General features: G+C 58.0%; 18 protein-coding genes and 1 tRNA gene. 8 read left to right on the forward strand and 11 right to left on the reverse strand.

Annotated elements, in window-relative coordinates; genetic code table 11:
• Positions 1-11: 11 nt before the first annotated feature.
• The 4 genes from HBH25_RS07710 to HBH25_RS07725 all read right to left on the reverse strand — a co-directional run bounded on the left by HBH25_RS07710 (position 12) and on the right by HBH25_RS07725 (position 5097).
• On the reverse strand, positions 12-1253 hold the full coding sequence (locus tag HBH25_RS07710; RefSeq protein WP_168083157.1) for a hypothetical protein: 1242 nt from the start codon (positions 1251-1253) through the stop codon (positions 12-14).
• Complete coding sequence (locus HBH25_RS07715; protein ID WP_324616868.1) at positions 1246-3765, reverse strand: CS1-pili formation C-terminal domain-containing protein; 2520 nt, start codon at positions 3763-3765, stop codon at positions 1246-1248. The genes HBH25_RS07710 and HBH25_RS07715 overlap by 8 nt, the downstream gene beginning before the upstream one ends.
• Positions 3766-3826: 61 nt before the next feature.
• A complete protein-coding gene (locus tag HBH25_RS07720; protein WP_168083159.1) occupies positions 3827-4303 on the reverse strand; it encodes a CS1 type fimbrial major subunit in 477 nt (158 codons plus the stop codon).
• Positions 4304-4359: 56 nt separating this feature from the next.
• The gene (locus tag HBH25_RS07725; protein ID WP_168083161.1) at positions 4360-5097 is read right to left on the reverse strand and encodes a molecular chaperone; all 738 of its coding nucleotides are present in this window, start codon (positions 5095-5097) and stop codon (positions 4360-4362) included.
• A 219-nt stretch (positions 5098-5316) separates the two neighbouring features.
• Between HBH25_RS07725 and HBH25_RS07730 the strand changes: the two genes are divergently transcribed.
• Positions 5317-5392: transfer RNA gene (locus tag HBH25_RS07730), tRNA-Thr, on the forward strand.
• A gap of 436 nt (positions 5393-5828) precedes the next feature.
• On the opposite strand, the gene HBH25_RS07735 is transcribed toward HBH25_RS07730, so the two are convergent.
• Positions 5829-6746: a LysR substrate-binding domain-containing protein gene (locus HBH25_RS07735; RefSeq protein WP_168083163.1), complete on the reverse strand. Its 918-nt coding sequence runs from the start codon at positions 6744-6746 to the stop codon at positions 5829-5831.
• 430 nt (positions 6747-7176) lie between these two features.
• Here HBH25_RS07735 and HBH25_RS07740 point away from each other — a divergent pair, with 430 nt between their 5' ends.
• The 5 genes from HBH25_RS07740 (at position 7177) to HBH25_RS07760 (ending at position 14344) form a co-directional block, all read left to right on the forward strand.
• Entirely contained in the window at positions 7177-8502 is a 1326-nt protein-coding gene (locus tag HBH25_RS07740) for a dicarboxylate/amino acid:cation symporter (RefSeq protein ID WP_168083165.1), read from the forward strand.
• A 16-nt stretch (positions 8503-8518) separates the two neighbouring features.
• Positions 8519-9985, forward strand: coding sequence for a cysteate racemase (gene cuyB / locus HBH25_RS07745; protein WP_168083167.1), 1467 nt, complete (start codon positions 8519-8521; stop codon positions 9983-9985).
• Between the two features lie 319 nt (positions 9986-10304).
• Positions 10305-11447, forward strand: a complete 1143-nt coding sequence (locus tag HBH25_RS07750) for an aspartate/glutamate racemase family protein (RefSeq protein ID WP_168083169.1) — start codon at positions 10305-10307, stop codon at positions 11445-11447.
• Positions 11448-11558: 111 nt separating this feature from the next.
• Entirely contained in the window at positions 11559-12026 is a 468-nt protein-coding gene (locus tag HBH25_RS07755) for a CesT family type III secretion system chaperone (RefSeq protein ID WP_168083171.1), read from the forward strand.
• Positions 12027-12031: 5 nt separating this feature from the next.
• The gene (locus HBH25_RS07760) at positions 12032-14344 is read left to right on the forward strand and encodes a hypothetical protein (RefSeq protein WP_168083173.1); all 2313 of its coding nucleotides are present in this window, start codon (positions 12032-12034) and stop codon (positions 14342-14344) included.
• A 184-nt stretch (positions 14345-14528) separates the two neighbouring features.
• Here HBH25_RS07760 and HBH25_RS07765 read toward each other — a convergent pair whose 3' ends face one another.
• Complete coding sequence (locus HBH25_RS07765; protein WP_168083175.1) at positions 14529-15164, reverse strand: class I SAM-dependent methyltransferase; 636 nt, start codon at positions 15162-15164, stop codon at positions 14529-14531.
• A 1013-nt stretch (positions 15165-16177) separates the two neighbouring features.
• Between HBH25_RS07765 and HBH25_RS07770 the strand changes: the two genes are divergently transcribed.
• Positions 16178-17344 carry an SDR family oxidoreductase gene (locus HBH25_RS07770; protein WP_168083177.1) on the forward strand — a complete coding sequence of 389 codons (1167 nt, stop codon included), beginning with the start codon at positions 16178-16180 and terminating at the stop codon, positions 17342-17344.
• Between the two features lie 50 nt (positions 17345-17394).
• Here HBH25_RS07770 and HBH25_RS07775 read toward each other — a convergent pair whose 3' ends face one another.
• Both HBH25_RS07775 and HBH25_RS07780 read right to left on the reverse strand, forming a co-directional pair.
• A complete protein-coding gene (locus tag HBH25_RS07775) occupies positions 17395-18294 on the reverse strand; it encodes a hypothetical protein (protein ID WP_168083179.1) in 900 nt (299 codons plus the stop codon).
• Between the two features lie 87 nt (positions 18295-18381).
• Positions 18382-18720 (reverse strand): hypothetical protein, encoded by a 339-nt coding sequence (locus HBH25_RS07780; protein WP_168083181.1) that lies wholly within the window; start codon positions 18718-18720, stop codon positions 18382-18384.
• Positions 18721-19252: 532 nt separating this feature from the next.
• Here HBH25_RS07780 and glpT point away from each other — a divergent pair.
• Positions 19253-20593, forward strand: a complete 1341-nt coding sequence (gene glpT, locus HBH25_RS07785) for a glycerol-3-phosphate transporter (protein WP_168083183.1) — start codon at positions 19253-19255, stop codon at positions 20591-20593.
• A gap of 98 nt (positions 20594-20691) precedes the next feature.
• On the opposite strand, the gene HBH25_RS07790 is transcribed toward glpT, so the two are convergent.
• The 3 genes from HBH25_RS07790 to HBH25_RS07800 all read right to left on the reverse strand — a co-directional run bounded on the left by HBH25_RS07790 (position 20692) and on the right by HBH25_RS07800 (position 24495).
• On the reverse strand, positions 20692-22800 hold the full coding sequence (locus HBH25_RS07790; protein WP_168083185.1) for a TonB-dependent siderophore receptor: 2109 nt from the start codon (positions 22798-22800) through the stop codon (positions 20692-20694).
• A 179-nt stretch (positions 22801-22979) separates the two neighbouring features.
• A complete protein-coding gene (locus HBH25_RS07795) occupies positions 22980-23609 on the reverse strand; it encodes a CatB-related O-acetyltransferase (protein ID WP_168083187.1) in 630 nt (209 codons plus the stop codon).
• A 40-nt stretch (positions 23610-23649) separates the two neighbouring features.
• Complete coding sequence (locus HBH25_RS07800) at positions 23650-24495, reverse strand: glycosyltransferase family 2 protein (RefSeq protein WP_281361130.1); 846 nt, start codon at positions 24493-24495, stop codon at positions 23650-23652.
• Positions 24496-24597 lie beyond the last annotated feature (102 nt).

Below are 24597 nucleotides of genomic sequence, written 5' to 3' on the forward strand. Positions count from 1 at the left end.
TCAACCTGCGGCTAAACCTGCGCATCGAACACCAACGTAATGCCACCTTGGAAGGGATTGCCGGGGTTCGGCAGCATGATCCTTTTGAGATCCCCGTTTTCTATTACGATCCGCAACCGCCCCTGCTGATCCAACACAGGCTGGGTGACCTGAAACTCAACTGTACGGTTGTGATTTAACTCATTAAACCGTACAGGTTGCCCCATATGCGTGATGGCAGGTGGGAGCTCAATAAATATAAGCACCCGGGCTGTCAATTGATTGCGAGCACTGTGCAGCACGCAAGTATCGACCGAATTGGGTTCGTCGCAGCGCATAGTCAGCTTGAAAGGCCCACTGGTTGAGATCTGGAAGGGCAGTATCTTAAGGATGGTACCGGGCGGTGGCTTCTGACCGGTTAAGTACAAGTGCCATCCGCCGTAACTATCAGGTGGCTGCAGGTCAATGTGGTCCGACCCTGCCGGGAAACTCATGCTCAGCTCGTGTTGTACCGTCACGCTAAAGTTGAAGGTCACACTGTTGTCGCTCAGGTTGCTCACGCGGCTACCCAGGCTGAAATCCCCTGCTTCGCCGATGCTGTAGGTCACGCTGCCTTGATAAGCCCCAGCCGGGACCGTATGGGGCGCGGGTAATATCAGCCGGTACCCGACCGACGTTCGCCGGGCCGAAGGGGTGATTTCCAACTGTTTACTGGTGCCCGCCGTAGCGGGGTAACACAGCCCCGGCGATACTGGGTCCGCCATGCGCCAGATAAACCCTGCGGCATTGCCACCGTCGCTTCCATAGGGCGCCACGAACGAGCAATTACCACCTGTGCTGGAATGGTTGGCCGGGTTTTCGAGCTTGTCGAACCCTGTACCACTCAGTACTTGCGCCATATGGGTGATCTGAAACTGTGCCGCGAGTGTATTACCTTCGGCGGAGATCAAGGTCACGTTGGCTTGAGGAGGCGCCTGCAGCGACCAGCGGCGGGACGCTGGCGGCAGGCCGCTGAGTACATTGCGGTCGTACTGCACAGGCAACGCCACCGACGTGATCTGGTTACCGCAGCCGCCATATTCCACACAAAAACCGGAGGGTGGCGTCGTGTTTTGGAACTCCGAGCTAGAGGACGATGGCCGGTAGGCGGCACTGATGTCCACCGTAGCCGCCTGAGCGTAGGCGCCCAGCATAAGGCTTGAGGCCAGGGCCATTAGCGCCAGGTAATGACGACTGGTGCCGCGCCTGCGCGGTAAATGATGTGTATCACGCATCGGGGCGTTCTCCTTCCAATGTACCGGCCACCTGGGTCTGGCTGCAGGTAAGGTCGCCTACCATCAGCACATCCTGTTCGCGTTGCACGCGGGCAGGGTCCACATTGACCAGGCAACGGCGTTTGCCGTGATGACGAACCTCAAGCGTGGGCGTGGAATGGCTCATTTCCACCGCGAAAAAGCCGTCTGCTTCGCTCACGCCACGGCTAGCGTGATTGACCACCATGGCGCCGGGCAGCGGTTTGCCGCCGTCGTCCAGCAAGCGCCCGATGACCGTGACCGTGCGCATGATCCGCACGCGCTGATAGCCCACTGCGCCCTTGTTCAGGTGATAGTCCGCGACTTGAGGCACTACCACTGCGGGGTGTGCGCTATCGCCTCTGACGTCGAAGCGAACGCGCCCGGGCTCGTAAGGGGTCAGCGGGATGACATTGCGCCCAGCCTGCAGCCGGCCACTGGTACCGTGCTCGTCATAGGTACGCAGCTGGATATCGGGAAGGTCACTGTCCACGTCCACGATCATGCCGGAGGCGTAACTGTTGAAATCACCACTGGAGGCCACATGGCCGCCTCCCAAAGCAATGGTATTGCCCAGGTTGAGCCCGCCGCCCAGTTCGCCGTTATAGGAAGACGACTGCACGTACAGGTCGCCAGCCAACGCCGGGCTGAGAAAGTCCACGCGCCCGCCTACCCCAACGCCGTAGCTGTCTTTGTTGAGGGTACCGGTCACGTTCTGCAGGAAAGGCCCATGCAGTGCATGGCGATAGTTGAGCGTGGCCACTTGCTCACGGCCACCTTCACGGTCGGTGCGTGTACCGAAGGTGCCATACACACTGTCGCCACCGCTGCCCAGGGCAACGGTCAGGCTGACATCCAGGCCACGGTTGCGACGGTTGCCGCTGCTGTCACTTCCTGGCCGGTCAAACATTGAAAAGCGCCAATAGGCGTCCGAGCCCAGTACCACGCTACGCTGCACCCAGGACAGATCCAGCCCGGTGCCGGCCGCAGGCCCGGTGTCATGCGTAAGCCGGGCAGTGCCCGTGCCTCGCGCAGTAAACCGGTGCTGCCAACTCAAGGCAGTCTGGGTATTCTCCTGTATTGCCCAACGCTGCCGGCTAGGAAAGCCTGGAGGCAAGCGATCATCCCACGCCTGGTAATACAGCCAGGAGCGGTTGTGACTAAGCATCAGGTTACCCGCGCGGTAGGTGTAGATAGCTTGGGTGTCCAGGCCATCGCCAAGGCCATCGGTGCGGTAAACGTTGCTGAACAGCTGCAAGCCTTGGCTCAACGACGCATCGAGCGACAGGCCGTATTGCATACGGGCATCCACATGCTCCACCGACATCCCTAGGATGGCTTGCGGGTGCAGCAGGTAGTTGGCGATCAGGCCAGCGTTCATGCCTTCTTCGCGCGTGCTGTCCCAGTTGCTGAGCAATTCGCGCCCTTGCCCCAGGTACGCGTTATAGCGCCAGCGTTGGTCGAGATTTTTCCAGTTCTGGGGTTTGTAGATGAACTCATTACTGGTAGCCGTGACCTGGCCGTCTTCCACTACCCGCACCTCTACTTCATAGATACCGCCCGGCAGTGAGCGTGTATCCACGGTTTGTAGCCCCGGCTGTACCGGTTGGCTGTAGATCAAGGAGCCGCTGCGGTACACCTCCACGGTAGCCGGGCGGTTGGGCGTGACGTACACCGGGCTGGCGCTTGGCTGGGCGCTGTCGATCGCCAGGCTATCGCTGCTCCCAAACATGAGCCCCAAGGTGCCTTCGGGGCGGCCGTTCAGGGTGCGCGGCTGGCGGCTCAAGCCTTGCAGGGAGGGCGCAAAATAACCCAGGCGGTAAAAGTGATCGCCCCGCAAGTGATCGGCATACAGGCTGCGCAACCGATGGCGGTCTTCGCTCAAGCCTTCATAGCGGCTGCGGTCGACCTGCCCTTCGGCTACGGTGGTCCACTGGCCGACACTGCCCGTGGCAGCTGCCAGCCAGGTGCCATACATCTGGGACTCGCTGCCCGCGACATTCAGTTGATTACGCACCAGCAAGCCGCTGCTGCGTTCGGGCAGCCGATGAAATCGGGGTGTTTCGGTGTCTTGTTCCGCTTGTGCGGTGAGAATGGAAAGCGCAGATCGCTCCAGGCTGTAGTGCAGCGCAACCAAGCCTTCTGGGCAGCGGGCTGTGCAATCGCCCAAGGACAAGGGTTCGCCCAAGGCATCGAGCCATGCTTGACGCTGCGCTTGCGAGGCATCGGATTGGGTGGTGCTGGTGAACTTGAGCAGTTGGGCTGTGTTGTCTTGCCCAAGCAACAGCATAGCGTCCCCCAGGTAGCGACCATTGAGGTCGACCCGTACCACCAAGGGCACATTGAAGAAGTGGTCTCGAAATTCCGGAGGTAGCCCTTTTGCCTGGCTGAGCAGGTCGAGGCTGGAGGGCCCGGCCGCACTTGCTTCGGCAGCCAGCAGGCCCAAACCCACCGCCCAGGCGATTACGAGCTTGAGGTGATTGTTTGCTAGCACGGTACGTATCCCAGCTGGAAGGCAAGGAACGCGGGCCAGCAGCGGCCCGCGCTACTAAGGTTTACGGGTTAACAGCCAGTGGGGTTTCGAAGGTCACGTCAACAAAGGCCATGTAGTTGCCCGGCTGGTACGGGCCAGAAGCGGCGGCAATGTCCATGTTCATCCAGAAGCGATCCGCGGCGTCGGTGGCGGAGACTATTTCTTGGGCGGTGTTGGTTAAATCCACGCCATTGGCCGTGATGGTCAACGGGATACGGTCACCACGGCTGGTGAGGGTGGCATCGCTTTCCAGCCGGGCAGAAATGGCGCCCGTGGTGCTTTTCACAATCACGCGCTTGCCCGCGATGGTTTCCAGATTGCCATCGGCGCCCAAGGTCATTTTCTGGTTTTCATTCATCCAGCCGTGTTCATCGATAAAGGTGAACGCAGCGGTCGGCACTTCCGCAGTGATCTGGATACGCTTGGTGATTTTGTTGTCCGCGGCCATGGCCGAACCTGCGATCAACAGGGCGAGGGGAAGGGCGAGGTATTTCATCATTGGAGGGTGCTCCTGGTTGCGTTGGTTTTTTTAAGTGCCGGTAAGAGAGGGCCCGGCTAGCCCTTGATTTCATAAGGCAGAGGCGCAAGCGCACCACGCCGGTGCTCGAAGGCGTAGGTAGAGCCTGGGGTTTTGGGGAATACACGGCGGCCGCCTGGCGGCAGGTGGTGCACCACCGCCGGGTCGCAGTCGATGCCGGAGGCGTCACAACGTCGAAAGCGCTCGAGTACCGCCGTGGCATTGCCAACATTGCGCACTACGAAGCGGCCCTCTTCTTCGTCGATAGCCAGTTGGTGAGTGACTTCACGGGGGCGTACGTACAAAACCGAGCCGAAGCCGGCCAACATCTGTACCCCGCCTGAAATGGAAACTTCATAATCCTGGGCTTCTTGCTCGGTCAGCTCGAAGCCATCCCCTGCCCCTGGCAGCACGGGGTTGAAGCGCAGGCGGAAATACCGCTCATGCGTGCGGTCGCCATCGAACAGCAAACGTACGGTTTGCATCCCTTTGGCGGGAATGATCAACCGTGTAGGGCTCACCACCAGCTCACGCTGGCCGCCGCCGGCCTGGATATCCAGGGGCAACTCCTCAACCGTGCCGTCGGGCTTTGGGATAAGCTCCCAGGCGCGCACCTTCACAAACGCGGTTGCGTCCCCACCGTTAGCGATGCGCTTTACCAGCACGCCTTTTTCGGCCTGCAGGTAATCGTTGAGGGACCCGATACTGATCTGCGGCCCGCCCAGCGCCAGCCCAGGCAAACCGAACAACAATGCAATTACGAAGATAAACCGCATGGAACAATAGCCTCCAACAACAAGCGAAGCGGCGTTAAGGAGGCGCCATTGTTGGAACTTTCCAAAAAAGTTCATGCGAGAATTTTCTTTCTGAGCTGCTCGAAATATCCGAGCGACGTATAGGAATTTTCTTGAAAATCAATTGCACACGCCGTGCAGAGCCGTTTGCAGGTTTCGCTTTACAGCGCGCGCGTAATCGTTATAATCAGCGCCCTCACCGCCGGTATAGCTCAGCTGGTAGAGCAACTGACTTGTAATCAGTAGGTCCCGGGTTCGATTCCTGGTGCCGGCACCATGTTTAGCTCCTACGCGTTCGATGGATGCGTCGGGGTACGAAAAACCCGCCTTTTTGGCGGGTTTTTTCGTTTCTGAGGTGGAGAAGAGCTGTGGCGAGGCCGTGCCCTGCGAAGCCTTCAGGCTTGGTACGCCCTTGGGCGCTGTGTGTGTGGTCGCTAGCCGCGTGTAGCACTCAGGCAAGGCTAGAGCCACATCGCCGCTGCTTTTCTTGGGTTGGTTGAATCAGCACTGCACTGCGGGATCAGCGACACGCACCCCGTAGTGGCGCTACCACCTAAAACGCAGATAGCGACCTCAATGGCGAACCTATGCGCAAGCGGCTGCAGCACAGAGCCGCGAACCAATCCTCCAGCCTGAAAACACGGTCCAACCCGACGCGCTACGCCTTAGAATGATGAAAAACGTTTGGAGGCCGCCGGGACTTGCAACAGGCCTCAACCCTGGCGTGATTCGCTATCGTGTTTTAGGGCGTTCCAGAAAGCCTGCATGGTGGCATTGTTGTTCCCATTGGTGCGGTAGGAGCGGATTTCCAGCTCTTCATTCCAGGCATCGCTGCCAGCGGGCACCAGCGTGCCTCGTGCCAACTCTTCCTGGGCTGCACTTTTAGGCAGCCAGGCCAGGCCGTAGCCTTCCCGGGCCATTTGCATGACCTGCACCGCCATGTCGCCTTCGTAGCAGGTTTCCAAGTAGTAAGGCGTAGGGCTGCGCTTGAGGATGGTATCGACAATCCGCCTAAGGAAGGTGCTTTCCGTGTAGGCCAGATGCGGGGTGGGTGCATGGGGGCTGCCGGGTAAGGTGAACAAGGGGCGGCCGCGCCTACCTGGCGCGGACACAGGCACCAAGGAGTCCAAACCCAGGGACAAGCTACTGAATTTTTCCGTGCTTAAGGAGATCGGGGCATGGGGGTGGTGGTAGCCGATCATCAAGTCGCAGTGCCCCTCTTCCAGGGCCATTACGGCCTGGTGCACATTAGCGGCCACTACGCGCGCCTTGAAGTGGCCGTTGCGCGCCTGCTGTTGCTTGAGCCATTTGGGGAGGAAGGTGACCGAGAGGGTATGGCCTACGGTTACCGCGATAGAGTCCCCCGGCATACGGCCGGCCTCTAGTAACTCCTCGCGCACAGCGAGCAAGCTGAGCAGGGTTTCTCGGCTTTGTTCATAAAACGCCTGCCCGGCACTAGTAAGTTGCGCGGGGTAGATCCCGCGATTGACCAGCTCTACCCCTACCCAGCTCTCTAGAGACTGAATACGCCGGGACAACGCCGACTGGCTGATACAGCGGATATCAGCCGCGCGCGAGAAGCTGTTGGTCTCTGCCAACGCAATCAGGTCTTCGATCCATTTCAGTTGCATGGTGTACCCGGTTCCCTGTTGGCGAGGGCATTACCCTAACAAGCAACGGCACCTGCAGGCAGCCCGGATTCGAGAAAAATACGACGCCCAGCGTTCCATCTACGACCTCGCGATGGAAGGTGAAACCTTTCAGCGCCATACGCCACCCAGGCTATGCATAAAGCACATAGTTATAGACCGCGAATGCATCACCTTGTGAAGCATTTGTTCTTAGAATCGATCTCAGCCGCCGATGCCCTCACAGGGCGCGATGGTGATTCGGGCATTGACCCCTAGAGCACAAGCCCGTTCTCGGTTAACGCGGTGTCACCACTTACGTTTTACCTGCCTAACGCATCGCTTTACCAGAGCGGGTATGCGGTGTGCCGTGTTGCCCGCTGAACATACTTTTTGCGCGCCAGGTTCGCCGCGCGCCTTGCTGAGGTTACGCATGAATAACATCCGATTGGCCAAGCAAATCGTTATGGCTCTGATACTCGGCGTAGTGGTCGGGGGTGGCCTGCATCATTACCTGGCAAACCCCGAAATGACCAAAGAAGTAGCCTCGTACTTCAACATGATTACCGACGTGTTCTTGCGGTTGATCAAGATGATTATCGCACCGCTGGTTTTCGCCACCTTGGTAGCGGGCCTGGCGAGCATGAGCTCCAGTGGTTCGGGCATGGTCGCACGGATTTCCATTCGATCCATGACGTGGTTTGTCTGCGCGTCGTTGTTTTCCTTGTCGCTCGGGATTGTGCTAGTGAACGTGTTCCAGCCGGGCGCGGGCATGAACCTGCCTATTCCCGAAAAGGATGCGGCAGTCGCTGGGCTCAACACCAGTGGCTTTACGCTGCAATCGTTCCTGACCCATGTGTTCCCTCGTAGCATTGCCGAGGCCATGGCCACTAATGAGATCTTGCAGATCCTGATCTTCGCGCTGTTTTTCGGCGCCGCATTGGCCTATGTAAAGAAGACCACCGGCAACTCCATGATCCAGCCATTGCTCGATGAGTTGGTCAAGGTCATGTTCCGCATTACCGACTATGTCATGGCGCTGGCACCGATCGCCGTCTTTACCGCGATTGGCTCGGCGATCACCGTGCAAGGGCTGGGGTTGCTGGTCGACTACGGCAAGCTGGTAGGTGAGTTCTACGTAGGTATTGCCTTGTTGTGGGCAGCGCTGATTCTGGTAGGGCGTGCGTTTCTTGGCAACGCGGTATTTAAACTGATCAAGCTGATCCGTGAGCCGGTGCTGTTGGCGTTCTCTACGTGCAGCAGTGAGTCGGCCTACCCTAAAACCATCGACGCGTTGGAAAATTTCGGTGCCTCCAAGAACGTAACCCGCTTCGTGCTTCCACTGGGTTATTCGTTCAACCTGGACGGCTCGATGATGTACCAGGCATTCGCCCTGATGTTCATTGCACAGGCGTACAACATTGACTTGTCGATCTTTGAACAGGTCGTGATTCTCCTCACGTGCATGATCACCAGCAAAGGCATGGCCGGCGTAGCGCGGGCATCCTTGGTGGTGGTAGCCGCTACCTTGCCAATCGTGCACCTGCCTGAAGCCGGGCTGTTGCTGATCATCGGCATCGACCCTTTCATGGACATGGCCCGTACTGCTACCAATGTCGGCGGCAACAGCATTGCAACCGCCGTAGTGGCCAAGCTCGAAGCCGACCGTGGAGAAGCGCCGGCAGCCGACACGCTCGAAACGCCAGCTGTGGCCGGCACACCCCCGCGGCAACCCCTGAATACCTCAGAACTGGCTTAAGCTAACGGAAGTAGCGATGAACATAATGAACCGGTATACCCACCAAGCTGGCGAGCGCTCACTAGGGGTCGTGGGCGGCCTCGGCGACCTGGCCGGCGTCGACTTGCTGGCGAAGCTGGTCAGCAACCCGGCGGTGCAGGGCGCTCGCGACCAATACCATTTCATACTGCAGCAGGATCCGTTCAAAGGCAGCGCGCTGCCGCTGGCTTCGAACGCTAACCTCAGCTCACGGATGTTCTACGTGTTCCAGACCTGCCAGGCATTGGCACGGCGGTCAGCAGATGCGGTGCTGTTGCCCTGTTTTGCCAGCCATACGTTTCTAGAGCAGCTGCAAGACGAGTTGGACATTCCGGTGATCGACATGATGGCCGCCCTGCGCCAGCACGTGAGCGAAACCTTGGGTGACGGTGGGCGCCTGGGTGTGGTGTGCTCGGATTTTGTACGGCATGCCGGGTTGTTCGAGCGCTACTTCGGTGACCGCTATACCATTGTTTACCCGCGTGCCGAGCACCAGGCCACCTTGATGGACGCGCTGTATGGCGCTGCGGGTATCAAGGCCGGCCACTTGGATGGCGAGCCGCTGGCTCAAGTGCGCCGTGCATGCCTGGACCTGCGCGAGCAAGGCGTAGACCTGCTATTGCCGGGTGCAACCGAACTGAGTTTGGTGGCCCCACTGCTTCAGCAACAGGGCCTGCCACTGCTGGACGCTAATCGGCTGTATGCGGATTTCGCCACGCGTGGCGGTGAAATAAGCCGGGCATTGCCCTTCAAGCTCGGGGTAGTGGGCGGGGTAGGCCCGGCAGCCACGGTGGACTTTATGGGCAAGGTGGTGCGCAACACCCCTGCCAGCCGCGATCAGGATCACATCAAGATGATCGTGGAGCAGAACCCACAGATTCCTGACCGTACAGCAAATTTGCTGCGCAACGAGGCCGATCCCAGCATTGCGCTGTATGCCACGTGCAAACGGCTGGAAGAAGAAGGTGCGGGTGCCATTGCTATTCCCTGCAATACCGCTCATGCCTTCGTTGAGCGTATCCAGCCGCTGCTGTCGATCCCTGTGATACACATGCTCGACGAGACGGTTAAGCATGTGCGAGACCGCTACGGCGTAGCGGCGCACGTGGGGCTACTGGCCACGGCTGGCACCGTGCAGTCAGGGGTGTATCAGCAGGCAGCTGAGCGGGTGGGCTTGCAGTTGATGACACCCAATGCTGAGTTTCAGGCCAGGGTGATGCGGTCCATCTACGGCGAACGCGGCATCAAGGCGGGGTTTGTCGAAGGGGAATGCCGTGAGGACCTGTTGGCCGCGGCACAGCATTTGGCCGAGCAAGGCGCAACAATCCTCATCCTGGGTTGCACCGAACTGCCCTTGGTATTACGCCAAGCGGACGCTTTTTCCCTTGGCGCCTACACAGTGGCTTTAGTAGACCCGACTGAGGTACTGGCACAGCGGTGCGTGGCCATTGCAACTGCCTCTTAAAGGTGCAGCATCGTTTTAATTAACGCTCTAGTAAAACTGAAAAGTCACACAAAAATAACAAACGCACCTTAACTGTGCAAAAAAGTTATTACTATTAATTCCATGCACTTTATAAGTGCCTGCCTTCCAAGCCATTAGTTCGCTTGGAAGGCTCTGCTATCAGCATTTCAGGGCACTCTACATTATTTAATGTTTGATGTGGAACTGCTTGAAAGTTTCTGCCACACACCCTCTTGTACGTTAGCCGCCTTATAGTTGCCGCTCATTAGCAGAGCTGTCTCGGCACGCGTGCGTGAAACTTATAAAGGAGAGGCGTTACATGATTCCAAGAATTCCCACTGCGAACGTGGCATCCGCCGCTGCTAACCTGGCTTGCGCCCAAGCAGACATCAGTAAATCACAACCGCCTGCTATTTCGCCGCGTGACGCGTTCGTCAACGAAGGGCGAAGTGCCTTAAAAGCGGTAAGCGACATATTGGGTGGGCAACGCCCTGGCAACACGCAGGCCCTTGAAGCCAAGCGTGGCGGAGCACTACCTGACTTCGCCAAGATTGGCATTATCGGTGGGATGGGGCCGGCTGCGGGCAATGCCGCTGCAGAACGGCTGGTAGACATCTTCCAAAATGAATTCGCAGTTAAAAGCGACCAGGCCCATGGGGCTTATGTACTGGTGTCGGACTCCCCCAACATCGGTGACCGCACCGCCTACGCCAAAGACAACCTCCCCCCCGACCTGGGTAGACGTGGGCGCGACGAGCGCATCAAAATGCTGACCGACCCGCGTGCTGACAACCCTTACCACGGCATGAAAGGGGCTATCGACCAAGCAGCCAGCGCAGGTGCCAAGGTTGCGGTGATTACTTGCAACACCGCGCATATCTGGTTTGACGCCTTGGAAGCGCACGCCGAATCCAAGGGCGTGAAGCTGCTCCACATTGCCGACTCCGTTGCCGAAGAGGTCAACAAGGCCATGGACGGCAAGGGCGGACGTCACTACCCCGTCAAAATCGGCCAGTTGGCAACCAACGGCACCAACAGCACCGGTTTGTACCAGAACCGCTTGGCAAGCAAATACCCCAACCAGTTCAGCATCACCGTGCCGGACGAAGAACAGCAGCAAAAAACCATGGGCAGTATCTACGGGACCAAAAACTTCCCGGTCCAGGGCGGCCCTGAAACTAATGGCATCAAAGGCGGCGAATACAAAAATTCTCGTGACCTGATGCTTGAGCCGGCGAAAACCCTGGTCGATGGTGGAGCGCAAGTGGTAACGGGCGCCTGCACCGAAGTACCTCTGGTCATCAATCAGAAAGACTTTGACGCTCACAACGTGCAGTTCGTTGACACCCTAAGGTCGCTGATGGCCCTGGCAGCCACGCAGGCCAAGCAGATGGCAGATACCGACAAAACAGCGCTTGGCAATGAGCTGAACCAGCACTTCAGCCAATTGAAGACCGTGTAATGCCTAGGCCGTGCCGCGCTTTTCAGCGTGGCTCGGCCTGACGTTCAAGTGTTTCAAGCCCACTGTCGAAGGCGATAGCGCGGCCCCTTTGTTGCCAAGAGACCCGACGATATGCCTATAACGTTTGAAGCATTGATGACTGAGTTCTGCCAAGCGACTGGCATTCGTGATAACGCTGACATTGAAGCGATCATCGGCGGTGCCCCTCTGAATATCGACGGCGTAGCAATTACCGTACGGCACGCGGCGGGGATCGCGCCGGATCGCTTGAGCATTTACTGCGACTTTGGCATCCCGCCTCAGGCGCAACGCGCCAAGGTGTATAGCCGCATCTTGGAAGTGAACCTGGCGGGCTACGAGCTAGACCTGGGTGTGTTCGGCACCTCGCCGGACAGCGGCCGTATCATTCTGGCGACCCGTTTTAGCCTTGGCACCATGACCGTTGAATCCCTGCGTGAGGTACTGGCCCACCTGGTAGAACGTGGCAAGGCGTTCGGGCTGTCGTATCGCCGCACCGAGGCTGACCCAGCGCAGGTACGCCGTGGCTTGAGCGCCCCTGCGTCCCTTAATCGGAGGTAATCAGCATGCGTATCCCTTCGCTCCCAGGGTTTTCTCACGCAACCCCCGCAGCTGAACCCGCCCATGAGCTAGCCACTCGCGGCACCGCAGCGCCGCGCGCGAACGATACCGTTGTAGCACATGCGCCGCGCCAAGCCGTACGCGATGGCAAGCTGGCCAAACTGTCACCCCAGGAGCGCCGGGCAGCATCGCTGGCCAAAAAAGGCCCAGTGAATGTGCAATTGCAGGGTTTTCAGGATGGCTTGAACAAATGGGACGATGACCACCCCCTGGACCTTGGCAAAGTGACCCAAGCGCTGCGCCTGGTGGCCGAGGGGCATGACGAAAAGCTTGGTATCGGCGAGCGCAACCGAAAGTACAGCCAGGCACGCACGTTGATGCGCGAAGGCTGCGGTATCGACCAGGCCACCTACAATAAGGCCAAGCACGCCATCGGGATGCAGGGGTTGGCGGATGTGTACGACTCTGCGTTCACTACGTTGGCCATTGCCCCAGCGCTGGCGGCGGCAGCCGGGCCGGGTGCAGACGCGCTAGGGCCAGGCGCTGCGAAGGCGATCAAATATGCAGCACTTTGGGCACTTACGCCGTTCTCTAACGGCGCGGGGCAGATCGTTGTGGACGGCTACCAGGATATGGTTGCCAAATTTAACGGCATTCCAGCGTTCGCAGGGGATATCGCCGGCACCAAAAAACTAAACGTTATCCGCCAGCACATTGGTGAGGCGTTGAAAGAAGCCGCTACCCATCAGGCGGCCTACGAAGCACCAGGTGCTACACCCCAGGCCCGTCGCCAGGCACTGGACAAGCTGGAGGCCTGCGGCCAAAAGCTCGATACGTTGCACAACGAATACCGCAAACGCGTGGCCTTGGGCCAAGCCAACTTTGTGAAATACCAAAGCCAGATCGGCTACAAGGCAGTCACTACACCGGCGGTCGTCGCAGCCGGTGTGTTTGGTGGGCCGTTCGCCTCGTTCGGTGCTGTCACTGCACAACAGGCCTTGCAAGCCCCGTTCGGCTACATGGACGAGATCATGCTCAAGGATCACATGATGCGTGCCAACACCAAGTACGCCGATGTGCTGACCGATGCTGCCAAGGCAGCCGGCAAAACCCGTACTGACCGTGACCTTCAGCAAGCCGACCTGGATCCGGCCAAGGTACGTAGCCTGTGGACACACCCCAAGGAGATAGTCACCGCCAACATTAATGCGGTGGTGGCAGACGAACTGGCGTCGCGCCTGGCCGCTCTGGATGAGCTGGATGCAAAGATTGAGAAGACCTCCAACACGGTAAGCCTTGCGGATAAAGTGCGAGGCAAGCAAAGCGCGCGCCGGGGCCCACCCGGCTCGGCAGCAGCAGAGTCTCCTGCATTGCGCGACCTTAAAACAAAGCGCGCTCATCAACAGGCAGAACTGAACAACCTCAAAACGGACATCGTTCGCTTCAAAGGCGGCCAATGGTCCGAACTGCATAGCGGCGGTACTATCGCGGCCATGCTGCTGTCGAGCAAAGAGCACTTCATGCTGCTCACCAAATCCAAATTCCGCAGGCCTGGTGAGTACGCAGCTCAGGTACTCGATCGCCATGGTGGCTTGTCATTGCCACGTACGGTCTTTGCTGCATTTGAAGACGGCTTTAATGTAGGCCCTGCCCACCCAGGGCCAGGTGAGTCCGCAAGCGCACCGGATGGAGGGGACGCGCAGGGTACGGACGCTGAAGCCGCCGCGCCGGCAGTTGGGGTCACCGGCTCCAGCCCGGCCGCCGCTGCGATGGTTCAAACCGGCGTGTTGACTGGCAATGCGTACGCCAACCCAGTGACCAAGTTCACCAAGCAACGCGTTACCCGTCGTCAACTGCTGCCGAAAAAAGAGGAAGGCGCCGCATTGCGGGAGAAGAAAACCCTTACCGGCCGCACGCCCCTTAAACCCGACTTGCGCCTACAGCCAACGATCCAACTGAGCGACGGCCAAACGATCGACCTGCGTGAAACCCGCGCCTGGTACATGCAAACCCACAGTGCTTCCCGTGCGTTCATGGAAGCGCTTGGGGAAACCAGCAAAAGCTTCGGCACGCACATGAAAGCGGCTGTCACCTTGCCTGTGCGCAGCACACGGGCTTCACTGGCAGACGGCCAAGCCAAGACCGAAAGCGCCCGCTTGCAGACGACGGTGAGCCAGGAGCGATATGCCCTTGATCTGGAAGAGCTGCAAAATGAGGCAAGGCAGGCAGCGGCCGCGCCGACGCCTACGGTAGGCGATGGCCTTCCTAACAACGGGCTGGACGAACTTGCTGATGCAATTGATCAGATAGGGCGGTAAACAGCCGAAGCGCGTGGCCGCCTAGCAATAGGCAAGGGCGGGCCACGCAAGTTTGGCCTCGTTTCGTGGGTTGCACCTGGCCGGCCGCACCTAGCCGGCCACACCTGCGGCCTTCGCGTGCAGGGGTAATGTTTGCAAAACTTACGGTTCGCCCTTCAACACTAAGTGTGTGTAACGCTGGGGATCATTGTTTCACCGCCACAAACTGAATCTCATTCCAGTTTTTGACGGTCTCACCATTGCCAGCCTTGTAGTTAGGGCGTTCAACAGCCCGGTAGTCTTGCATCTCCAGGCCGTGTTTTTTCAGCGATGCCTCGATATCTGGCTTGTCCTGAAACTGCAGCCGAGTGTGCTTTTTATCATTCCAGGAGTGCTTGGGGCCGAAAACCGAGGCACTGAAGTAGCCCCCTGGCTTGAGCGCAGCAGCAATGCCCGCCAGGGTATCCTCCAGCGCTGCCCCATGGATGAAAGGCAATACCCGTTGGGCGTTGATCACGTCAGTCATGCCTGGCTCAAGCCTGGCGTCTCGAAGTGTGCCGCAAACAACCTTCACCCCAGCCCCCTCGGAGATCGATTTGAGGGTTTCAGCCGAGGGGTCTATGGCCGTGACGTTGCAGTTTTTCTTGTTCAGACAGCGCGTATCGCGCCCCCCACCCGCGCCCAGGTCAACGGCCTGCTTGCGCTCATCGAAATAATTGGCACCCACATGTTCAAATAACAGACTCAAGCCAGGCGTTGGCGTTTGTGCGTTGGCGGTATTTTTAATAACGCCTTCAAACCCTACCCCAGGTGCGGACGTGGATGGCGCAGAAGAAGTCATCGCTGCCCGTGCAGGCGCAACAGGTGCTGCTGACTCACGAGCAGGTGGTGTAGTACTCCGCTCGCTGGGCTTGATACAGCAGAGCGATCGCAGAAGGCTTGGTTTCTGAGTGCTCGAAGCGCTTGCCTGAGGGGCTCGACGATCACCTGCGGCAGCGGGCTCCAGCCTGGTGTCGCAGAGGCTGCGCCCATTGGCTTGAGAAGGGTTGTGCTGGCCTGCTTCGGCGATCCTGGCCTGGGTTACGTACCTGGCGCTATCCAAGGCACAGGTAACCTCAAGCTGTTCAGGCACATGCGCATCCTGCGCAAGGTTAGGAAGCTGTTCTTTAGCTACTTGGTAGCGGAGCTGGTTAGTACTGCCAGGTTCAGATGCCAAGGGAGCCTTTGGGGTTTGCGCGTTGAATACGTCATGGAGGAGCTGTTGCTGCCATTGGCTCAAGCTGGACATCACTCGGCCTAAGTGAGCCGTAGCGTCGCCAACGATCACTGAGGCCGGCAATGCGGTAGCGGGCGGGCGTAAGGTACTGTCGATATGCCCGCCAGTGGGCACATTGTCTAAGGGGTAAGCTGATTCAGTGCCGCTTGCGCAGGCACGATTGTGGGGCGGAATCATGGTGGAGCCTCACGGACGAAGGGCCGGTAAGCAGGCAGCCCGTAGCCACGTGCCGTTATCCTCTGTGTGTCGCGGAGAACTGTCCAGTTCCCCTGCCGGGCGCCTGCCCTAAAGCTTGCTCCAAGCTACAACCGCCAAGCGCAATCAAGCGTGCGCTTAAACTATTCCTGGAGCCTCTGAATGCAGGATGCACCAAGGTGCTTACTCTGTTTCTCTTTCAAGGGTGAATGATAGCGCTGCCAGCAAATCAGCCTCGCCAACTTTCAAATACTGTTCAGCCATTTGCTTTCAACCATAAAAGCTTCACTAAAGCTTCCTTGACTTGCCCTATGAACCATGGTCTTTTGAGGGGGTTTAATCGTTTCCGCCTCTCTTCTTCCCACCTTTCAAAGAGATAGCTTATGGATCAGGCTTATAACGGAAAGTGCGTTTTTATCACGGGAGCTACAGGGTTCATCGGCGCATTGTTGGTTAAAACAATTTCCGAAAAGCTAAAGGGTGTGGAACGGATCTACTGCCTCTACCACTCCAGAACGCCGGGCGAGGCCAGTGCGTACGATAAGCGAGTGGTGTGGGTCAAAGGGGATGTAACCCAGGCGAACTGGGGGATTGCCGAAGGCTTGTTGCAGAGCCTTCGCGAGCAGGTAAACATCATTTTCCACCTGGCCGCCTATACCCGGTGGGACACTGGCCTGCAGGACCAGGTACGGGCCAATACCCTGGCTGCGCTGCATGGCGCCGAGTTGGCCAATACATTCGAACAGCTGGAGCTATTTCTCGTCACCTCCAGCTATTGGGCACAATGTAACCGCGTGGGCGACGGCGCCATTAAGGAGCAGGTATACCAGGACCATACGGCTCAAGCTGAACTTGACCATATTATGGAGACCGGCAGCCACCCCAGGCTGAATGAATGGCCTAATGCCTACGCTTATGCCAAGAACCTGATGGAACGGCTGCTGCACCAGCAGTACCCAAAGTTGCCTATTATGGTGGCACGTATTACGTCGGTCACAGGCGCATGGGCCTACCCTTACAAAGGCTACTGTGATTTTTCTATTTCATTGCCAGCGTTTATACGCGCTGTCGTAGTAGGTGGCGTAAAGTATTTCCCGCTGTCGATGAAGGCAGCGGTCAACGACATGATCCCTGTGGATATCTGCGTGAACATGCTCCTGGCTAATGCCGTGGAGCCTACCAATAGCACCTTCGAGGTTATCAACTGCTCGTCTGCTACCCGCAACATCCCAACCTTGGGCGAGGTGACCGAAATGGTGGGCCGTGTGGCCTACTACGCGAACCGAGACGTGTTCGAACAGGGTTTAAAAAGCCTGGATGAGCGGCAGGCCAAGCTCAATAAAGTGATCGTTAATGCCTATGGCTTTGCCATGAGCACCTGTTTTACCTTCGACGATACCCAAGCGCGCAGGCCCCTGGCTTGGATGAACCCTGAAGCCCAAGCGCGTTTCCCCATCGACATGGATGCGGTGAACTGGAGATCTATCATCACCACCATGAAAAACACATTGCTGGCGACCGCTGCCGTTGGAGCGCCGGCTGTGGGTTAAGCACTTGCAACGGGTTGGAGCAGGTAGTCGCACCTTCCTGGCTACCTGCTTCAACTCGCTGCCTCATCGTCAACCCCACCTACCCACGTCTGAAGAGGAGCAGCCCGCAGTGTCTTATTCAAGGCCTGCAGTTGCGCTAATGGCTGTTCAGATAATTCGCCTTCAATGTGCTGGCTTTCGAGCCATTGATCCAGTTTTCCACGGAAGCCGGTAAAGTGCTCGGCCGAGAGGTAGATGGCCTTCCCTTGCTTGGCACCCGTTTGGCTATTTCTCGACGCGCGCAGGCGGATGGCTGTGTTGGTATCCTCGGGAAGCGAGGCCCCTTTGACACGCATACCCAGCGCCAACGTGGCAAGGTCTTGCAAATCGCGGGCTTCTATTTCTAGCAGACGGCCGCCATTCGCAGAGCCGGCTAATGCATGGTCTTCGTCCTGATAGGAATAGCGCAAGTGGCGGCCAGAAAAGGTTTTAACCGTGTGGGTTTTCAACGCTTTGATAGGGCTGAAGCCGAATACCAAAGGCACTACCTTCCCACTGTTGAGCAGCGCGAGGTATGGCGCTTTACCTGCCTCCAGCGTATCTAACCCGCTACGAATGGCCTGCCCGTATAGCGCTTGTAAAGGCTGCCCTTCAACAGACAGTATCTTGCCGGTACCAGATTCTTTGATGTCCAAACGCCTAGGTAAGTGCATTTCAAGTAATGACTGAATGCCGATATTTTCAGGCGACCCCGTGAGCTCGCTGGCACTACGGAGAAGCGGTACTTGCCTCAGCCAGTTGCTGACTACAGCTGCATACGTCTCGCCAGGTTGCAGGTTAAGTGTGATGGGGTTACCGCTGATGGAAAGGACCTTGCCACCTTCAATGTGCGTGTTCAATGCCTGGAGCAAACGGTGGGTAATGGCACGGATAACCGGGGGTCGATTCCCTGATACCAGCACCTTTGGCATAGGTGCGGGCTTTTTTTCGCAAGTTGGGCCGTGTTGTCTCCGCTTGATCGGTGTAGGGGGTGCGATCAGAAAAAAAGACTTTCCCGTTCAGAGACTCTGAGCCCCCTTGGCATCGTTTAAGCCGCCCCTAAGCGCGCCGGCCAGCAAAATCTCTAGCCCCCATGGGCTTCCGTGCCCCGCTTCCCACTTTTCATGGCCTTCCGGAGCAGTAGGGTTCAGCGATCCAACAAGCGCGTGATGCAAAGCGGTGCGCTGCGTGCTGGCAAGCTCTTCCATGCGTTCCAGGCGCTGTAATGGGCTGTGCCCTTCACTATCCAGCTGGTTGGCTTTTTCACCGCTACGTCGCAGGTCGAGGATTTTTGCTGGATCATGGTCGGCTAGAGCTTGATGAATCCTCAAAGGCTTGCCGTACATTGCCTGGCCCATAGCGCTTACCCTGGGTCGCTTTGAGGGTTCAGGTGGGTGAGCGGAGGTTGCACGTTTAAGGTGGGGTGCCGAGGGGGCTGGGGGCGAAGAAGCCTGTTCAACGCCAGAAACCGATGAATGTTCATCGGGCAATTGAATAACGATCGAAGGTATCTGTAAGGACGGCGAGAGCGGGGAAACCATTGCGATACATACCTACTATGCCGGTGCACGGATAAGAGTGGCCTTTTGATCGGTGTTTGGCCCTACCGTAAGGGCTGTGCCAGAGCAGCAAGGCCTATAGATGCTTGAATAGGTGGTAGAAATCACCCGCCAGTTCCAGCTTGGGCAAAACACGCTATCAAGACCAAAGCTTTCGACCTAACCGGACTTTATCCTGCAAGGGCTCACACCTTGAATGGGAACCCTGCACACCTTTATCCCTCTCCCACCCTTTATCAGAAACTCATCCCTCGCAACAAAATCCCCCATGATTTTCTGTAATGAAAATGTAATATTCGGTTTCGCAAACAATAAAAACATCGGAGACCTTATGTTCGCCTTCTTCCGCCCCGCTGCTCACCGGGCCCCGTTGCCCGAGGACAAGATCGACAGCACCTACCGGCGTCTGCGCTGGCAGATCTTCGCCGGCATCTTCTTCGGCTATGCGGGCTACTACCTGCTGCGCAAGAATTTTTCCCTGGCTATGCCTTACCTTATTGAGGAAGAAGGCTATTCACGGGGCCAACTAGGCGTGGCGATTTCGGCCATCGCCATTGCTTACGGGCTGTCCAAATTCCTGATGGGGCTGGTGTCGGACCGGTCCAACCCGCGTTACTTCCTGCCGTTCGGGTTGCTGCTGTCGGCGGCGGTAATGTTTGTGTTCGGTTTCGCACATTGGGCCACGTCCAGTGTGGCGATCATGTTCGTGCTGCTGTTTATCAATGGCTGGGCTCAGGGCATGGGCTGGCCGCCTAGTGGCCGGACCATGGTGCACTGGTGGTCGCAGAAAGAGCGTGGTGGTGTGGTGTCCACTTGGAACGTGGCGCATAACGTGGGGGGTGGTTTGATTGGCCCGCTGTTCCTGCTGGGCCTGGGCTGGACCAACGACTGGCATGCGGCCTTCTATGTGCCGGCTGCCGTAGCGGTGCTGGTGGCGGTGTTCGCGTTTGCGACCATGCGGGATACCCCGCAGTCGGTTGGGTTGCCGCCGATTGAGGCGTACAAGAATGATTACCCCGAAGGCTACGATGCCAGCCATGAAGAGGAATTCAGCGCCAAGGAAATCTTTGTTAAGTACGTACTGCGCAACAAAATGCTGTGGTATATCGCCCTGGCCAACGTGTTCGTTTACCTGCTGCGCTATGGCGTGCTGGATTGGGCGCCTACCTACCTCAAGGAAGCCAAGCACTTCAACGTGGACACCACGTCCTGGGCATATTTTTTCTACGAGTGGGCGGGTATTCCGGGCACCCTGTTGTGCGGCTGGATGTCGGACAAGATCTTCCGGGGTAATCGTGGCCTGACCGGTATCGTGTTCATGGCTCTGGTGACAGTGGCTACCCTGGTGTACTGGCTCAACCCACCGGGCAACCCTACCATCGATATGGCGGCGCTGTTTGCCATTGGGTTCCTGATCTATGGCCCGGTGATGCTGGTAGGCCTGCAAGCATTGGAACTCGCCCCTAAAAAAGCGGCCGGCACTGCAGCTGGGTTCACTGGGTTGTTCGGTTACCTAGGCGGTTCGGTGGCGGCCAGCGCGGCCATGGGTTACACCGTGGACCATTTCGGTTGGGATGGCGGATTTGTGATGCTGGTGGCTGCGTGCGTGCTGGCGATCGTGTTCCTTATTCCAACCCTGCGCCATACGCAGGTTGCCAGCGCTAGCCGGTAAGGGTCATTGCCGACGCTGGGCCTCAAGGCGTGCTTGCGCTTGAGGCCCATGCGCAGGCAGCGCCTGGCGCCTACGGTGAGCTAACCGCCTGGCTTTCCTTACAGCTTCCAGCTCACGGATGCGGTGATATTGCGCGGTTCGCCGTAGTTGCTTTGGCCATACCGCAGGCTTTGCAGGTATTTCTCGTTGGTGAGGTTGTCCAGGTTGAGCTGGGTGCTCCAGTGGGCATCAATGTCGTAGCGGGCCATCAGGCCTACCAAGGCATAACCGTCCTGGCGCGCCGTGGTGTCAGTGTCGTACGCCACTTCGCTCTGCCATTTCAGGCTGCCGCCCACTTTGACCTTGGGCATGCCGGGCAGGCGGTAGGTCACGGATGAGTTGAAGGCGTGGCGGGGGATAAAGCGGCGGGCGCGGCTGTCGTTGTCGTCCGTGATGTACACGTAGGTATAGCCGCCGTTTACCTGCAAGCCCGGCGCCAGCTCACCGGCCATGGACAGCTCTACACCGCTGCTGTCGTAACTTGTGCCTTCATACACACTGCCACCCAGGCTGGCATCGTAACCGGCATAGGCCGCTACGTTATCCTGCTTGGTGTGGAACACCGCTGCCGACACATCCAGCTTCTTGTCCATGAGTTGGCCTTTGATACCGGCCTCGTAGCTTTTGCCTTCGAGCGGGTCCAGCACACGGCCCTGAGTGTCCAGGGAATACTGCGGGTTATAGATCTCGGCGTAGCTGGCATAGAGCGCGTATTGCGGGGTGAGGTCGTACACCAGGCCCGCATAAGGCGTGACCTTGCCGTGTACGCGCACTTCACGCGGGGTGTCGTAGCTTTCGCCGTCGCTGTCCGCGCTCAGCATCCGTGCTCCTGTGATCAGGTGCAGGTCGTCTGCCAAGCTGAACCGTGCGCCGGCATACACGCTTTTCTGCCGGTCTGTATAACGGGAGGTGTTCTCTGGCAGTGCAGCGTTGTAGATAGGCCGTGGCAGGTTGCCTGCCAGCGCATCTTCAAGGGATACCGGAGCATAGTTGAGGGTGTCGCCATACTGGGACGATTCACGGTTACGTGACCTGGCCCAGTTGGCCCCGAAGGTCAGCTGGTGCTCGCGGCCGGCCAGGGAGAACGGCCCTGTGAACGCCAGGTCGCCGTCCAGCTCGGTGTTTTTGTCTTTGTACTTGGAACCCAGCCCGGTGTAACCATCGCCGGCGCCATAGATGTAGAACATCTCGGTGTCTTCCCGATGCTCTACGCCGGTAATGGTCAGCTTGGAAGTCCAGGCGTTATCGAAGGTATGCTCCCACTCGCCAAAGGCGCGTTGAGTGTGCACGTCCCAGTACACCCAAGGCTGGGCAATGCTGGAATGGGTGCTGCTGTAGTGGACCTTGTTACCGTTGCCATCTACCAATGGCAAGGCGCCCCAGCTGGCCGCGTTGGCGTCGCTTTTCTGGTTCTCGTAGCCAACCGTCAAGGTGTCGCGCTCGCTCAGGTCAAACGCTAGCAGGCCACTGAAAATGTTTTTCTCACGCGAATAGCGGTCCAGGTACGAGTTACCGTTTTCGTTGGCGTAAATCACCCGCCCCCGCACATTGCCGCTCTCTGTGAGCGGGCCAGACACGTCCAGGTCTACACGACGCTTGTCCCAGGCACCTACGGTCATATCCACCTGAGCCTGGGGCGTATAGGTTGGGCGTTTGCGCACCAGGTTCACTGTGGCGGAAGGGTTGCCGTTCCCGGTCATCAGCCCATTGGCACCGTGCAGGATGTCCACCTGTTCAAAGGGAGCCATGTCGATGTCGCCCACTAGCAGGCCGCTCATCAACGGCATGCCGGTGCCATCGTATTGAATGTTGTTGATGTCGAAGCCCCGTGCCGTGAAATAGGTACGGTCGGTTTCCACTTTTTGCACGTTCACGCCTGGCGTGCTGGTCAGTACATCTCGGATGCTGTTGAGTTTGAAGTCCTCGAGTTGCTCACGTTTGATGGTAGTCACCCCCTGTGGGGTTTCGTGAGCGGTGAGGTTCAACCGCGTGGTGCCTGTTGCAGGCTTGCCTTGATAGCCCACCGCCGTACCCTCGCTGCCCTCCCCTGAGGCGTTGACGTCTATGGTAGGTAACGCAACGGCCGCGTCATCTGCATAGGCGCCGCTCGCAACGCTAATAGCCAACAACGACAGTACCAAGGGGGTATACGAGAAGGGTGCACGCATGATTGCGCTCCAGCGGGGCAATAAAGCGCGAGATCATCCAACACTGTCAAATGCAAATCAATATCGTTACTGAAATTTAAAAAGTGGAAAGCCTATACCGTGTTCGAAAAAGGGGCGAGTACCAGAACCGATACATTTTCGGCCTTAGGCGCCCCTCTTCTAAGCCTGTGGTGCTTTGTTCAAGCCGTTGGTCGTTGTTCAGCGTAGGTAAGAAATTCTTCAATGCGGTCACTGCAAAGCATGTGCACCGTGTTGCGCAACTCATCGGTAGGCCAATCCCACCAGGCAGTAGCCAGCAGGCGCGCTCTGATCGAAGCATCTTCGAACCGCCAACGGATAAAGCGGCATGGGTTCCCGCCCACAATGGCATAAGGCTCCACGCTTTTGGTCACCAGCGCGCCGGCGCCCACCACTGCCCCGTGGCCGATAGTAACGCCGGACAGGATCATGGCGCCCATGCCCACCCAGCAGTCATTCCCGATGATCACATCACCCTTGGTGGGGTGAATGTCCTTGATCTGCTCCGCCTCCTTGAACACCTTCTGGAAGGGGTAGCACGTTACCCAGTCCGTGCGGTGAATACCGCCAAGCAAAATGTTCACGTTGGCGGCAATCGAGGTATATGCACCGATACGCAGGGTGGCATCGGCCTCGAAATCCCAGACTTCTGGAACCCCATAGCTGCCTGGCCCTACCGAATACATAGGGTATTTAAGGCGGATCTTTTCAGGGTAGCGCTGCACCCGTTCCAATTGGTTGAGGTGTTTGCGAACCTTGCGCTTACGCCACTTTTCAAGCCATCCGGTCATTGTTCTATATCCATAGCCACACAGAGCATCCTTCAGTATTTCAGTGCGTCAGCAACCGCTTGAAGCGCCTTACCGTAGTACGGTCGATCAGCCGCCAGGGAATCTCTCGCAACAAGCGCCACGCGTCGCGCTTGTCCTGTACCACCGCATACTTGAGTGCCTTATTGATCAACGCCACCCGGCCCCGTGCGTACTGCGGATGCGCCTTGTAAGGGGCGATGGTGCGCAGGTCGGAATCGAGCAGCACCTTGTAGCGTTTGGAAAGGTTGTTAGGGTGGCGGCGGTAGCGCGTGACCACGTCAGGAAGCACATGTACCCCGAAGCCTTGGTACGCAATGCGCAGGGTCATCTGGAAATCCTGAACTTTGATCGCAGCGTCGTAGCCACCCACTGCCTTTATTGCGCTCATGCGGTACAAGGAAACAGGTGCACCTACCACGCGCCCTTCAGCTAGTAGCGAGGCAAAATCCAGATGCCGAATACCCTGCTGGCGTTCGGTTTTGGTGAGGGTGCCGTGCTCATCCATATAGGTAATCAGAGCGCCCACCAGGCCTACCTCAGGATGAGCTTCCAGGTACCTGGCCCGCACGCTGATGGAATGCGGCAGCATGAGGTCATCCAGGTCAGGCGTCGCCACATAATCACCGCGAGCGACTGACAGGCCGGTATTCAGCGCACCACTGACCCCTTGGTTGGCCTGGGTATACAGAGAAAACCCATAACGTGGCTGCAGGCTGTTCAGCAGTTCGATGCTGCGGTCCGTTGACCCGTCATCCACAATGATGACTTCGAAATTGCCGTAATCCTGGGCATAAATGCTTTCGAGCGCTTGCTCAAGGTACCGCTCGGCGTTGTAGCAAGGCGCAATGATCGAAACCAGTGGCATTGAAGCCGCAAGGGGGCGGGAAAGATGGTGCTCAGTCATAAATCAGTGCGCCCAATGGCCTTACTTTTTGACAGGCAAGCCTGAAGGGCCGCTGCCCTTAAG

Source organism: Pseudomonas quercus (assembly GCF_012033695.1).
GTDB lineage: Bacteria > Pseudomonadota > Gammaproteobacteria > Pseudomonadales > Pseudomonadaceae > Aquipseudomonas > Aquipseudomonas quercus.